This is a genomic window from Rhodococcus sp. M8 (assembly GCF_015654185.1).
Taxonomy (GTDB): Bacteria; Actinomycetota; Actinomycetes; order Mycobacteriales; family Mycobacteriaceae; genus Rhodococcus; species Rhodococcus aetherivorans.
Genome location: NZ_CP064065.1, coordinates 159342 through 172692, shown reverse-complemented (window position 1 = coordinate 172692; position 13351 = coordinate 159342). Strand labels below are relative to the sequence as shown.

At 71.5% G+C, this 13351-nt stretch carries 11 protein-coding genes; 3 read left to right on the top strand and 8 right to left on the bottom strand.

What is annotated here, in order from left to right; all coding sequences use genetic code 11:
- Positions 1-9: 9 nt before the first annotated feature.
- The 3 genes from ISO16_RS00785 to ISO16_RS00775 are packed head-to-tail and all read right to left on the bottom strand — an operon-like array spanning position 10 to position 4537.
- On the bottom strand, positions 10-435 hold the full coding sequence (locus ISO16_RS00785; RefSeq protein ID WP_006937236.1) for a DUF4233 domain-containing protein: 426 nt from the start codon (positions 433-435) through the stop codon (positions 10-12).
- Complete coding sequence (folC, locus tag ISO16_RS00780) at positions 432-1865, bottom strand: bifunctional tetrahydrofolate synthase/dihydrofolate synthase (protein WP_072635050.1); 1434 nt, start codon at positions 1863-1865, stop codon at positions 432-434. The genes ISO16_RS00785 and folC overlap by 4 nt, the downstream gene beginning before the upstream one ends.
- Positions 1862-4537, bottom strand: coding sequence for a valine--tRNA ligase (locus tag ISO16_RS00775; RefSeq protein ID WP_072635049.1), 2676 nt, complete (start codon positions 4535-4537; stop codon positions 1862-1864). Before ISO16_RS00775 ends, folC begins: the two co-directional genes overlap by 4 nt.
- 101 nt (positions 4538-4638) lie before the next feature.
- On the opposite strand from ISO16_RS00775, the gene ISO16_RS00770 reads away from it, so the two are divergent.
- On the top strand, positions 4639-5589 hold the full coding sequence (locus ISO16_RS00770; RefSeq protein WP_072635048.1) for a TIGR03621 family F420-dependent LLM class oxidoreductase: 951 nt from the start codon (positions 4639-4641) through the stop codon (positions 5587-5589).
- Positions 5590-5652: 63 nt separating this feature from the next.
- Here the strand turns inward: ISO16_RS00770 and ISO16_RS00765 are convergent, their stop codons facing one another.
- The 5 genes from ISO16_RS00765 to ISO16_RS00745 form a co-directional block, all read right to left on the bottom strand.
- On the bottom strand, positions 5653-7656 hold the full coding sequence (locus tag ISO16_RS00765; protein ID WP_072635047.1) for a S9 family peptidase: 2004 nt from the start codon (positions 7654-7656) through the stop codon (positions 5653-5655).
- 94 nt (positions 7657-7750) lie between these two features.
- Positions 7751-8071 carry a MarR family transcriptional regulator gene (locus ISO16_RS00760; RefSeq protein ID WP_072635046.1) on the bottom strand — a complete coding sequence of 107 codons (321 nt, stop codon included), beginning with the start codon at positions 8069-8071 and terminating at the stop codon, positions 7751-7753.
- A 13-nt stretch (positions 8072-8084) separates the two neighbouring features.
- Positions 8085-8711: a maleylpyruvate isomerase N-terminal domain-containing protein gene (locus ISO16_RS00755; protein WP_072635045.1), complete on the bottom strand. Its 627-nt coding sequence runs from the start codon at positions 8709-8711 to the stop codon at positions 8085-8087.
- A gap of 19 nt (positions 8712-8730) precedes the next feature.
- Positions 8731-9147: a toxin-antitoxin system YwqK family antitoxin gene (locus ISO16_RS00750; protein ID WP_072635044.1), complete on the bottom strand. Its 417-nt coding sequence runs from the start codon at positions 9145-9147 to the stop codon at positions 8731-8733.
- Positions 9148-9283: 136 nt separating this feature from the next.
- Positions 9284-9898, bottom strand: a complete 615-nt coding sequence (locus ISO16_RS00745; protein ID WP_072635043.1) for a GNAT family N-acetyltransferase — start codon at positions 9896-9898, stop codon at positions 9284-9286.
- A 152-nt stretch (positions 9899-10050) separates the two neighbouring features.
- Between ISO16_RS00745 and ISO16_RS00740 the strand changes: the two genes are divergently transcribed.
- Positions 10051-11241, top strand: coding sequence for an NAD(P)/FAD-dependent oxidoreductase (locus ISO16_RS00740; RefSeq protein ID WP_006937253.1), 1191 nt, complete (start codon positions 10051-10053; stop codon positions 11239-11241).
- A 97-nt stretch (positions 11242-11338) separates the two neighbouring features.
- Complete coding sequence (locus ISO16_RS00735) at positions 11339-13351, top strand: SpoIIE family protein phosphatase (protein WP_072635042.1); 2013 nt, start codon at positions 11339-11341, stop codon at positions 13349-13351.

The window sequence follows — 13351 nt, the reverse complement described above, 5'->3', positions numbered from 1 at the left end:
GCGTAGTGGTCAGCCCCGCTGCCCCGGCAGCAGACCCCGCGCCTCGCGGTCCTTCATGTCCTTGCGCAGGTACAGGATGTAGCCCCAGACCACGCTGAAGAGCACGCCGACGATGCCGAGCGACAGGTCCACCACGAAGCCCAGCAGGGTCAGCACCTGCAGCGCGAGGTTGTACCAGAGCGCCCACGGCCGGCCCTGCAGCCCGGCGCCCGCGATCATCGCGACGGCGAGGAGCACGATGTAGCCGCCCGAGAACCACGTCAGCCCCCCACCGATGACCGCGACGACCGGCAGCACGAGCAGGACCACGATGGCCTCGAGGACGAGCGTGCCGGCCATGACGCCGCGCAGTCCCTTCCACGGGTCCTTCGCCGGGGGCCGGACGGCGGAGTCCCGATCCGGCGATTCGCCGGGGTTGTCAGCTGCCTCGCTCACGCGGGGTCCTTTCCGAAGAGAGTGCGGGCGGCGCCGGCGGTCACCACCGAACCGGTGACCACGACGCCCGCCCCCGATACTGCCTCACCCGGCTCGGCGACCTCCTCGGCGATGGCGATGGCCGTCTCGAGGGCGTCGGGCAGTGTCTGCGCGACCACCACGCGTTCGTCGCCGAACCGGGCCACGGCCAGGTCGGCGAGCTCGTCGACGTCCATGGCCCGCGGCGAACCGTTGTGGGTGACGACGATCTCGTCGAACACCGGCTCGAGCGCGTCGAGCAGGCCGGGCACATCCTTGTCGGCCATCACCGACACCACTCCGACCAGCTTGCGGAAGTCGAACTCGTCGGCCAGGGCCGCGGCGAGCGCCTTCGCCCCGTGGGGGTTGTGGGCGGCGTCGAGGAAGACCGTCGGGGCGCTGCGCACCCGTTCGAGCCGGCCCGGGTTGAGCACCGACGCGAACGCCGCGCGCACCGCGTCGCCGTCGAGCTGCCGGTCGGCGCCGGCGCCGAAGAACGCCTCCACGGCGGCGAGCGCGAGCGAGGCGTTGCGGGCCTGGTGCTCGCCGTGCAGCGGCAGGAAGATGTCGGTGTACACCCCGCCCAGGCCCTGCAGCTCGAGCTGCTGACCCCCCACGGCGATGCGCCGGGCCAGGACCTTGAACTCGGAGCCCTCGCGCGCCACGGCGGCATCCGCCTCGACGGCCCGTCGCAGCAGCACCTCCATCACCTCGGGGTCCTGCTGGGCCAGGACGGCGACGGTGTCGCGGGGAACCAGCCCGTCGTCGGCAGCCTTCTTGATGATCCCGGCCTTCTCCCCCGCGATCGTCGGGAGGTCGGGACCGAGGTACTCGGTGTGGTCGAGCCCGATCGGGGTGATCACCGCGACCTGCGCGTCCACGACGTTGGTGGCGTCCCAGGTGCCACCGAGCCCCACCTCGACGACGGCGACGTCGACGGGAGCCTCGGCGAACGCGGCGAAGGCCATCGCCGTGGTCACCTCGAACTTGCTCATCGCCGGGCCGCCCGCAGCCTGCGACTGGGCGTCGATCATCGCGACGTACGGCTCGAGTTCGCGATAGGTGTCGACGTAGGTGCGCGGCGAGACCGGCGCCCCGTCGATGCTGATCCGCTCGGTGGCCAGCTGCAGGTGCGGGCTCGTGGTGCGGCCGGTCCGCCGGTGCAACCGGGTCAGCAGGGCGTCGATCATCCGGCTCACCGACGTCTTGCCGTTGGTGCCGGCGATCTGGATGGCCGGATAGCTGCGCTGCGGGGATCCGAGCAGATCCATCAGCGCCGCGATCCGGGTGAGAGACGGCTCGATCTTCGTTTCGGGCCAGCGCTTGTCGAGTTCGGCCTCGACGAGGGTCAGCTCGGCCAGGTCGACCGGCGAAGGCTGCGCCGGCGTCGCCGCGGACCGGTCCTCGCTCACGCCGACCCCAGCTCCTGGAGTCGGGCGGTGATCCGGGCGATCTCCTCCTCCGCGATCTGCTTGCGGGCGGTGATCTTCTCGACGACCGCCGCGGGCGCCTTGGCGAGGAACGCCTCGTTGCCGAGCTTGGCGGACGTGCCCGCGAGCTCCTTCTCGGCGACCGCGAGGTCCTTGCCCAGCCGGGCACGCTCGGCCGCCACGTCGACGGTGCCGGAGGTGTCCAGCTCGACGGTGACGGTGGCGCGGGACAGGCGCACCTCGATGGAGGCGGTGGCGGAGAACCCGTCCGCCGGCTCGGTCAGTCGCGCCAGCGACCGCACGGCCGGCACCTGGGCGGCCAGGTCGGCGGCGTCGATCTCGGTGAGCCGCGCGGCGACCTTCTGCGACGGCTTGAGGCCCTGGTCGCTGCGGAAGCGGCGGACCTCGGTGACGAGCTTCTGCAGATCCTCGACGCGGCGCGCGGAGTCGGCGTCGGCCGCGACCCCGCTGGTGCCCGGCCACGACGCGACGACCACGGACTCGCCGCCGGTGAGCACCTTCCAGAGGGTTTCGGTGACGAACGGGATCACCGGGTGCAGCAGGCGCAGCAGCTGGTCGAGGACGTTGCCGAGGACCGCCTTGGTCCCCTCCGCGTACTCGCTGCCGTCGGCGAGCTGCACCTTGGCGAGCTCGAGGTACCAGTCACACACCTCGTCCCACGCGAAGTGGTAGAGCGCCTCGCACGCCTTGGAGAACTCGAACCGTTCGAACGCCTCGTCGACCTCGGCGCGGACCTGCTCGAGCCGGTCGAGGATCCACCGGTCCGCGTCGGTGAGCGCAGCGCGCGCCGGCAGCTCGGTGACGACGGCGCCGTTCATCAGGGCGAACTTGGTCGCGTTGAACAGCTTGTTGGCGAAGTTGCGGGAGGACTGCGCGTGGTCCTCGCCCACGGCGAGGTCGCTCCCGGGGTTGGCGCCGCGGGCCAGGGTGAAGCGCAGTGCGTCGGCGCCGTACCGCTCCACCCAGTCCAGCGGATCGATGCCGTTGCCGCGCGACTTGGACATCTTCTTGCCGTACTGGTCGCGCACGAGGCCGTGCAGGAACAGGTCCTTGAACGGCACCTGGACGCCGGACTTCCCGCCGGCGGTGATCGCCTCGTCGTTCGCGACGTACAGGCCGAACATCATCATCCGGGCCACCCAGAAGAACAGGATGTCGTAACCGGTGACGAGCACGCTTGTGGGATAGAACTTTTCGAGCTCCGGCGTCGTGTCGGGCCAGCCCATCGTGGAGAACGGCCACAGACCCGAGGAGAACCAAGTGTCGAGCACGTCGGGGTCCTGCTCCCACCCCTCGGGGGCGGTCTGGTCCGGACCGAAGCACTCGACCTCGCCATCGGGGCCGTACCAGATCGGGATGCGGTGCCCCCACCACAACTGCCGCGAGATGCACCAGTCGTGCATGTTGTCGACCCAGGCGAACCAGCGCGGTTCCTGGCTGGCCGGGTGAATCACGGTGTGGCCGTTGCGGACCGCGTCGCCCGCCGCCTCGGCGAGCGCATCGACCTTGACCCACCACTGCATCGACAGCCGGGGCTCGATGGTCTCGCCGCTGCGCTCGGAGTGACCGACGCTGTGCAGGTAGGGACGCTTCTCGGCGACGACCCGCCCCTGCTCGGCCAGCGCCTCGCGCACCTTGACCCGCGCCTCGAACCGGTCCATGCCGTCGAATTGCGTTCCGGTGTCGGCGATCTTGCCGGCCTTGTCCATGATGGTGGGCATCGGCAGGTTGTGCCGCAGGCCCATCTCGAAGTCGTTGGGGTCGTGCGCGGGCGTGATCTTCACGGCGCCGGTACCGAATTCGGGGTCGACGTACTCGTCGGCGATCACGGGGATCCGCCGGCCGGTGAGGGGGTGCTCGAGGGTGGTGCCGACCAGGTGCTTGTAGCGCTCGTCGTCCGGGTGCACCGCGACGGCCGTGTCGCCCAGCATCGTCTCCGCCCGGGTGGTGGCGACGATCACGTGCGGCTCGTCGTCGTGGAGGGAGCCGTAGCGCAGCGACACGAGTTCGCCCTCGACCTCCTCGAACTTGACCTCGATGTCGGAGATCGCGGTCTGCAGCACGGGCGACCAGTTCACCAGTCGCTCGGCCCGGTAGATCAGTCCGTCGTCGTAGAGCCGCTTGAACATCGTCTGCACGGCCCGCGAGAGGCCCTCGTCCATGGTGAACCGGTCGCGGGACCAGTCGACGCCGTCGCCGATGCGGCGCATCTGGCCCTGGATGGTGCCGCCCGATTCGCGTTTCCAGTCCCAGACCTTGTCGACGAACAGTTCGCGGCCGAAGTCCTCCTTGGCCTTCCCGTCCACCGCGAGCTGCTTCTCGACGACGGTCTGGGTGGCGATGCCGGCGTGGTCCATGCCGGGCAGCCAGAGCACCTCGTAGCCCTGCATGCGTTTGCGGCGCGACAGCGCGTCCATCAGGGTGTGGTCGAGGGCGTGGCCCATGTGCAGGCTGCCGGTGACGTTCGGCGGCGGCAGCACGATCGAGTAGCCGGGCTTGTCGCTGGACGGATCGGCGACGAAGTAACCGGCGTCCACCCAGCCCTGGTACAGCTCGTCCTCTACGGTGCTGGGGTCCCAGCTCTTGGGGAGGGCGTCGGCGGGGTTCTGGTGGTTCTCTGGCGCACTGGTCACCCCGCAATCGTAGTCAGCGGAGGCAAACCGCCTGCACACGCCCCACGGACCCGGAGCGGGCCTGCTGGACTGGGGATCACGGGTACGGCACCGTGACAGATGTGAACGAGTTCCGCTTCGCCACGAACGTCTTCGCCCTGGAGTCGGCCGGCGCGTTCGCCGGCCGGTGCCGCCGCATCGAGGCCCTCGGGTACGACACGCTGTTCGCCGCGGACCACCTGGGGGTCGCCGCGCCGTTTCCCACGCTCGTCGCCGCGGCGCAGGCGACCGAGCGGCTGCGGGTGGGCACGCTCGTCCTCAACGCCCCGTTCTGGAATTCGGAGCTGCTGGCCCGCGACGTCGCGACCACCGACGTCCTCACCGGCGGCCGGCTCGAGCTCGGCCTCGGCGCCGGGCACATGAAGTGGGAATTCGACGAGGCCGGCATCGGCTGGGAGCCGATCGGCCGCCGCGTCGATCGGCTCGCGGCCCTGATCGACGGTCTGGGGCGCCGCTTCGCGGAGGGTGGGTACCCGCAACAGGCCGAGCTGCGCGCCGGCATGGGTCTGGCACCGCTGCAGCCGGTCCAGCGGCGCGGGTTCGGCGGCACCGGTCCCCCGCTGCTGATCGGCGGCACCGGGGACCGGGTGCTGCAGCTGGCGGCCGAGCGCGCCGACATCGTGGGGGTGGCCGGTGCCGTGCAGGTGCCGGGACAGGCGCCCGGGGTGCTGCGCATCGCGACGGCCACCGAGGCCGACGAGCGCGTGCGGTTCGCCCGTGAGCGCGCCGGCGCCCGCGCGGACCGCCTCGAGTGGCAGGTGCTGGTCCAGGCGGTCGTGGTGACCGACGACCGAGAGGGCGCGGCGCGGGCACTGCTCGGGCGCTACGGTCCGATGATGAGCGTCGAGGAGCTGCTGGACACGCCGTTCGCACTGATCGGCACGGTGGAACGGATGGCCGATCAGGTCCTGCGCAACCGCGACCGCTACGGCTTCACCTACTACACCGTCCACGGGCCGTATTTCGAGGCCTTCTCCCCGGTGCTGGAGCGGGTGCGGATGCTGGGCGGGTGAGCGTCGCCCCCGGCGGAGATGCTGCTCGAACACCGAGCCGCGAACCGGTGCGAATCCACACAGTCAGCCGAGCACCTCGGGCAGTTCCCGGGGGCGCGCGAGCACGTGCTCCGAGAGGAACGCCTCGACCACCTCGTACCAGATCTTCGCGTGCTGGGGGCTGAGCACCCAGTGGTTCTCGTCGGGAAAGTAGAGGAAGCGGTGCACGGTGGAGCCGTCGGCGGCGGCGGGTACCCCCGACTCGGACAGCAGCTCGTACCACAGCCGCAGTCCCTCCCCGATCGGCACGCGATAGTCCTTGTCGCCGTGGATCACCAGCACGGGGGTGACGATGTCGGCGACGTACAGGTGCGGCGAGTTCTCCACCGCCATCTCGGGAGTCATCTCCCGGGCCCAGTACCAGGCCGAGTCCGTGGTGGGCCCGAACTGGTCCAGGGCCCACAGGCTCGCGTGGGTGACGATCGCGTGGAATCGGTCGGTGTGCCCGGCGATCCAGTTGGCCATGTAGCCGCCGAAGGATCCCCCCATCGCGGCGGTGCGCTCGGCGTCGATCTCGGGTAGTTCGATCGCCGCATCGGTCAGGGCCATCAGATCGGTGTAGGGCTCCTTGCCCCAGCGGCCCCACCCGCGTTGGACGAAGTCCTGCCCGTAACCGGAGGACAGCGCGGGGTCCGGGAGCAGCACGGCGTAGCCGCGGGCGACGAGCAGCCACGGGTTCCACCGCCACGACCAGGTGTTCCAGGAGCCGAGCGGGCCGCCGTGGATCCACAGCAGCAGTGGCGCGGGCGCGTCGGGATCGGCGGTGGCCGGCAGGGCCAGCCAGGCCCGCAGCGGGGTGCCGTCGGCGGCGGCGGTGGTGATCTCCGTGAGGCGGCCGGGCAGTTCGGGCTGCTCCGCGGGGGCGCGCAGCGCGGTGACGGTGCCGGCGGCGTCGAGCGCGATCCGCACCGGGTGCGGCGGTGTGTCGTAGGCGGCGCGCAGGGCGTAGACGCACGTTCCGTCGGGCGCAACACGCAGGTCGGTGTAGGCGGCGGCGTCGGTGGTCAACGGCGTGGGGACGTCGGCCCACAGCGCCACCTGGAAGATCGGGGCGCGGCCGTGTTCGTCGGCGGTCACGAGCAGGGCCCCGGAGTCGGGCCGCCAGACGACCGACGTCGGCCACCGGTCCCACCCGGGCACCAGCTGCGTCGTCTCACCCGATCGAAGGTCGAACAGCCGCAGAGTGATTCGCGGCGCCGTCTCGGGGTCGGAGTGCGTCTCGTGCAGGAACGCCACCCGGGTGCCGTCCGGCGCGATCGCGGGGGCGAACACGTCGGCGGCCTCGTCGTCGACGAGGACCGTGCGCAGTCCGGTGTCGGTGTCGATGCGCACCAGGGTGGTGCGGCGGGACGCGAGCGGCCCGGGCACCGACCAGGTGGTGACGACGAAGCTGCCGTCGGCGGCGAGGCCGAGGGACGCCTCACGCAGGGCGCCTCCGGGCCCGGGGGTCAGGTCCGACAGGGGCGCGTGTGGGCCGTCCGCGAGGGCGAGCAGGTGCGGTTCGGCCGGTCCGAGGTCGTGATCCCAGTGACGCACCGGGTATCCGGTGTGCAGCACGGCGGAGACCTTGCGCTTCTTGCGGGCGTCCCGGATCCGCTCGTCGTCGCCGTCGGTGCGGCCGAGTACGTCCGCCGTCACCACGATCCGGTCCGCCGCCTCGGCCGCCCACACGCCGCGCACCCCACCCTTGCGGGAGACCACGCGCTGTGCTTCGCCGCCGGCGGCGGGCAGCCGCCACAGCGCGGCGGGGGCGTCGTCGCCGTCCGTCCCGTCGGCCCGGGCGGCGGTGAACAGCAGGTCGCCGGCGGCGGTGAAGACGGGATTCGACTCGCCCTTCGCACCCCATGTGAGCCGCCGGGCGGGCGCATGCCCCTGCGGGTCGACCTCCCACAGCGCCCCGACGTACCCGGTCCCCTCCTCGTCCAGGGTGGACTGGGCGATCACGACGCGGGTCCCGTCCGGCGACAGCGCGAGCGCGGTGACGCGAGGGAGAGCGAGATAGTCGTCGAGGTCGTCGAATGCGGTCATGGTGCCCGAGGGTAGTGCTCGCCGGAGGCGTCACCGGGGAGCCGACACGGCCCGGTCGGGATACGCCGCCGGCGCGCCGCGCGGGAACGAGCGGTCAACCCGCCAGCGGGTGGTCTGCGGACAGCGCGGCCAGGCGCTCGAGCAGCGGGGCGACGGCGACGAGGGCGGCCGCGTCGTCCGGCTCCATCTCGGACAGCAGGCGCGCCACACCGGTGATCCACATCCGGCGGATCAGGTGGCCGTTGCGTTCCGCCAGGGGCGGGGGCGTCCGGTGCAGGGGGCGGGACCGTCCGTCGCGGGGGTTGGACGTGCGGGCCACCAGTCCCCGCTGGACCAGGCTGCGCACCGTCGCGCTGGCGTTGCTGCTCTGCAGTCCGAGCACGCGGACGAGATCGCGGGAGCCGTGCCGCGTCACATGCGCGGTTGCCTCATCGCATCACCGGCAGTATCCGCGCGCCCGACCGGCCCGATGCCGCCTCGATGAAGGCCCGCGCATCCGGTACGGCGGCGAGCACGTTGCGGGTGCGTTCGAGTGCCTCCGGTTCGGGCGGCGGTCCGCCGACCGTGTCGACGACGTCGAGCAGGTGAACGGTCGTTTCGAGGATGGCCAGGTCGAGGAGCGCGCCGAGCGTCACCGAGCCCAGCAGAGGATGTGGGACGACGGTCTCACGGCCGAGGCCGGTCAGGCGATCGAACGCCTGCGGCAGTTCGACGGCGAATCGCTCGACGAGCGTCTCCCGGCCGACGTCGGTGGCGGCACGGCGAACCATCTCGGCGATCCGTCGGTGCATCGGTTCGGCGGCGAACGGGTCGGCGTTGAAGACGCGGAGCATCTCCGCGGCGCTGGTGACCTTCGCCGTACCGTCGGACGCGGGGTCGGCGAGCAGGGCGATCAGGGCGTCCGGTGTGACGTGGACGTAGAGGTCCCGAACGGTCCAGCCCGGCAGCCGGGTCGGGGCCGTCCACTGCTCGTCGCTCAATTCCCGTGCCCGTTCGGCCCACGAGCGCCACAGCCGTATCAGCAGGGCTCGATCCCGGTCGAAGGTCGATGTCACCGCACTCCCCCTCGTTCGGTCACCCGCGCGGCGGCCTCGGCCGGTGGGTGGTCGTCTTCCTGATGCTCCCGTCGGTGTCGTAGTAGGTCCACTCGCCGGTCTTCCTGCCGTGCTCCCAGTTTCCGCTGTCGACGAGCGTTCCCGCCGTGGTCCAGCGCTCCCAGTGGCCGTGCTTCTCACCGCGGGCGAACCCGCCGCGCTGCAGCAGGCCGCCGGTGGCGCGGTACCAGGTCCAGGGGCCGTGCAGGACGCCGCGGTCGTAACCGCCCTCGGAACGCAACGCCCCGCCGGCGAAGTAGTGCCGCCACGTGCCGTGGCGCTCACCGTCGACGTAGTTGCCCACCATCACCCCGCCGTGCGGGTCGGGCTCCGCCCACTCGCCGGTCTTGCGGCCGTGACCGTCCACGGCGTTCGGACTCTCGGCCGGCGTGCTCATCCGGAAATCCCGAACCGGCCCAGGGTGCTGCGCGCGCCGTCGGGCCCGGCGGTGACCGTCGAGAGATCTCCCACAAGCGACGAGTATATGCAAGCGATTGCTTGCATATCAACAGCTCGGCGGGACGCGCGCCGAGTCACCGCGTCACGGGCTCGCGCCACATCTTCCACAGGGTGGGGCCGCCGTTCGGGACGACGATCTCGCCGGTGACCCGGAAGCCGAACCGCTCGTAGTAGGAGATGTTCTTCTCCTTGCTCGATTCGAGATAGGCGGGCACGCCTTCGGCGTCACAGCGGTCCAGCCGGGACCGCAACAGCGCCTTCCCGAATCCCCCTCCACGCGTGGCGTTTCCGGTCCCGATTGCGGAGAGGTACCAGTGCGGCTCGGCCGGATGCGCATCCTCGAGCGCGCCGTTGACCTCGGCGCCGACGCGGGCGCGGCCGCCGAGCGCGTGGATCATTCCCGCGGTGACCAGCACCGACCGCCAGCCGGTGACCTTCCATCGGCCCGGTGGCGCCCACATGGTCGCACCCCCGGTGGCACCGTCCGGGCCCTCGGCGATCTCGAGTGCGCCGTGCGCCAGCAGGTGGTGGCGCGCCTCCGCGGCGAACATGCGTGGCAGACCTCGGCGCCGGCGCTCGTCGTCGGGCCACATCCACATCATCACCGGATCGTCGAAGAACGCATCGGCGAGGGTGCGGGCGAAGACCGGTATGTCCCGTCTGGTGACCGGGCGGACGGCGGGGGTCATGCGGACGAGGCTACCGGCGTCAACGATGGAACGTTGCCGCCCAGCAGGTTTTACGTCGTTGTCACATGGTGGGCGGGCACAACTGTTTCATTTCGTGCAACACTGTTTCTCAGCACGAAACCACCCCCTGTTGCGAGTTGTGAGGAAGCACGATGACCGAAACCGCGAACATCGTCATCGTCGGCGGCGGACTCGAGGGCCTGGCTGCGGCCTGGTGCCTCGCCGAGCGCGGCGAAACCGACGTTCTCGTCCTGGAACGCGGAACTCTGTGTTCCGGCATGACCGGCAAGTCGAGCGGCATCGTCCGCTGCCACTACGGCGTTCCGTCGCTGGCGGCGATGGCCTGGCACGGCGTGCAGGTCTTCTCCGAGGCCGAGCAGATCTTCGGCACCGACATCGGCTTCCGGCAGACCGGATACGTCGTCGGCGTCGGGCCCGACAACACCGCCCCACTCGCCGCCAACGTCGAGATGCACCGCTCCCTCGGTGTGCCCGTCGAGACGATCGACGCCGACGAGGTCCGCCGGCTGCTGCCCGGAATCGCCCTCGATCCCTTCGCGGCCTTCGCGTACGAACCCCTCGGCGGCCACGGCGACGCCTACATGACCGGAATGGCCTACGGCACCCGCGCCCGTGCCCTCGGCGTGCGAGTGCGTCAGAGCACCACCGTCACCTCGCTCCTGCAGCGCGACGGCGGCGAGGTCTACGGTGTGCGGCTCGCGGACGGCTCCGAGATCCACGCGGGCACCGTCGTGCTCGCGACCGGCGTGTGGTCGCCGGCGCTCGGCGCCACCGCCGGGGTGGACATCCCGATCCGGGCCCAGCGGGAACAACTCCTGCTGGTCGACCAGGGCGAACCCACCCCGGACATCCCCACCTTCTCCGACCTGGTGAACCTGCAGTACATCCGGCGCGAGCCCAACGGGGACCTGCTGGTGGGCAACAGCGACCACTCCACCCCGGAGTGGGCCGACCCGGACGACTACGTCAATCGCGCCGACGACCCGTTCGTGGAAACCGCCATCGCGAAGCTGGACCGGCTGCTGCCGGCCATGCCCGATCCGCGGCTCGCCTCGTCGTACGCGGGGTGCTACGACACCACCCCCGACTACAACCCGGTCATCGGGCCGTCCCCCGCCCCTGGGCTGTTCCTGCTCGTGGGCTTCAGCGGCCACGGCTACAAGATCTCCCCGGCCGTGGGCCGTCTCGCCGCCGACCTCCTGCTCGACGGCATCAGCAGCGACGCCGCCGTCGACGGCGCCGACTTCCGCTACTCCCGTTTCGCCGAGGGCAAACCGCTCGCCAGCCTCAATCCGTACGTCGGGGCCGGAGAGATGCGCTGACGAACCGGGCCGGCCGGCACGCCGCTGTACCGAAGCCCCGGAGGGGTATAGAACTGAAGGTGACGCTTCACCGCGGAAACCGGAGAAGGTACACGGCATGCCGGAAGGCGAGGACCTGTTCTCGGCCACGGGAGAGCCGGACACGGTTCTCCGCGTGTTCGAAGCACTGCCGTTCGCCCTCGGCGCGTGGCAGGGACCCGATCACGTGTACGTCGCGACCAACGCCGCCTACCGGGCGCTGCTGGGGCGCGACGACCTCCTCGGCCGGCCGGTGCGCGAGGTCGTACCGGAACTCGAGGGCCAGCAGTTCTTCGAGCTGCTCGACCGGGTGGCGGCGACCGGCGTCGCCGAGACCGCCAAGGAGTGGCGCCTGCAGATCGATACCGACGGTAGCGGCGTGGTCCGGGAGCGCTACTTCGACTTCACCATCGCCCCCCGCCGCGACCCCGACCGCGGCGTCGCCGGGCTGCTCTTCTTCGCCTCCGACGTGACCGACAGTGTCCTGGCCCGGCGCGGCGCCGAGGCACGGGCCCAGCTGATGTCGGAGAAGTACGAGCAGGCCCGCGACGCGGTGACTGTGATGCAGCAGGCATTGCTGGCGCCGTCCGTCCCGGTCGTGCCGGGGGCCGAGGTGGCGGCCGCCTACCTGGTCGCCGCCGAGGACACGGCCGCCGGCGGCGACTGGTTCGACGCGTTGGCCCTTGCGAACGGCGAACTCGCGCTCATCACCGGGGACGTCGTCGGGCACGGCGTCGAGGCCGCCGCCGTGATGGGGCAGCTCCGCGCGGTGCTGCGCCAGCAGATCCTCGCGGGCGCAGACGTCGCCGCCGCCCTGTCCACCCTCGACGCCTTCTCGGCGCACGTCCCCGGCGCCCGCACCGCGACGGTCTGTGTCGTCGTCCTCGACACCGCCACCGGCCGGGTCCGCTACTGCACGAGCGGGCATCCCCCGCCGCTGGTGGCGAGCCCGGCCGGGGCGGTCCGATACCTCCCACTCTCGGGCGGAACGCCGATCGGTACCGGCTCGACGTTCCCCGTCGCCACCGACGCCCTCGCCGTCGGCGACGTCGTGCTGCTCTACACCGACGGACTGATCGAGCGCCCCGGCCGGCCCCCGCCGGCGAGCACCGCCGAACTCGCGGAGCGGGCGGCCCTGAGCGTGGCCGGCCGGTCGTTCCCGATCCCGGACACGCGCGCCCGGACGGTGGATCGGGTGTGCGCGGAGATCCTCGAATTCCTGCTCCGGGAAACCGGATACAGCGACGACGTGACCATCGTGGCCGCTCAGCGCACGGCCATGCCGGATCCCCTGGAGCTTCGGCTCCACGCCGACCGGGAGGCACCGAGGTCGGCACGGACGTCGTTGCGGCGATGGCTCGTGCGCATCGGTGCCGACCATGCCGGAACTGTGGCCGTCGAGCACGCGGTCTCCGAACTCGTGTCCAACGTCGTCGAGCACGCCTATTCCGGCGGCGACGCCGGGCATGCCCCGGTCGACATCGACGGAACGCTCGACGGCGACGGCTGCCTCCGGGTCCGCGTGCGGGACCGGGGCCGCTGGAAGGCCCCCGCGAAAACCCCGGAGCCACATCGGTTACCGACCAGCCGCGGCCGCGGGCTCACGATGGTCCGGATCTTCGCCGACGACCTCGTCGTCGACAGCGACGACACGGGCACGACCGCGACGGTCACGTTCCGGCTCACCCGCAGCGCCCGCGTCGTCACAGAGTTCACGGAAGGCGCGATCGTCGGCCGTCCCGAGGTCTCGCCCGAATTCGCCGTCGCCGAAACCGAACCCGGTCGTCTCGCGGTGCGGGGAGACATCGACATCGACACCGCGCCCATCCTGAAGGGGTGCCTCGACGCCGTATCCCACAGCGGAACACTGTCGGTGACAGTGGATCTGAGCGAGGTCACCAACCTCGGCTCCGCCGGGGTCTCGTTGCTCTCGACGGCCCGCGACCGCGCGGCCAAGCAGCACTCCACCGTCACGTTGGTGGCGCCACCCGGCAGCACCGCCCACCACGTGCTCAGCCTGGTCGGACTCCACGGCCGGGCCGACCCCGGCGGCGGCGACATCCCGGAGCCGTCAGGGGATCCGGAGACGTGA

What these genes read in the sequence shown, in the direction of transcription:
- ISO16_RS00750 (WP_072635044.1), bottom strand. Translation starts at nt 9,147, where the DNA reads ATGAGCACGCCGGCCGAGAGTCCGAACGCCGTGGACGGTCACGGCCGC.
- ISO16_RS00765 (WP_072635047.1), bottom strand. Translation starts at nt 7,656, where the DNA reads ATGACCGCATTCGACGACCTCGACGACTATCTCGCTCTCCCTCGCGTC.
- ISO16_RS00735 (WP_072635042.1), top strand. Translation starts at nt 11,339, where the DNA reads ATGCCGGAAGGCGAGGACCTGTTCTCGGCCACGGGAGAGCCGGACACG.
- ISO16_RS00740 (WP_006937253.1), top strand. Translation starts at nt 10,051, where the DNA reads ATGACCGAAACCGCGAACATCGTCATCGTCGGCGGCGGACTCGAGGGC.
- ISO16_RS00745 (WP_072635043.1), bottom strand. Translation starts at nt 9,898, where the DNA reads ATGACCCCCGCCGTCCGCCCGGTCACCAGACGGGACATACCGGTCTTC.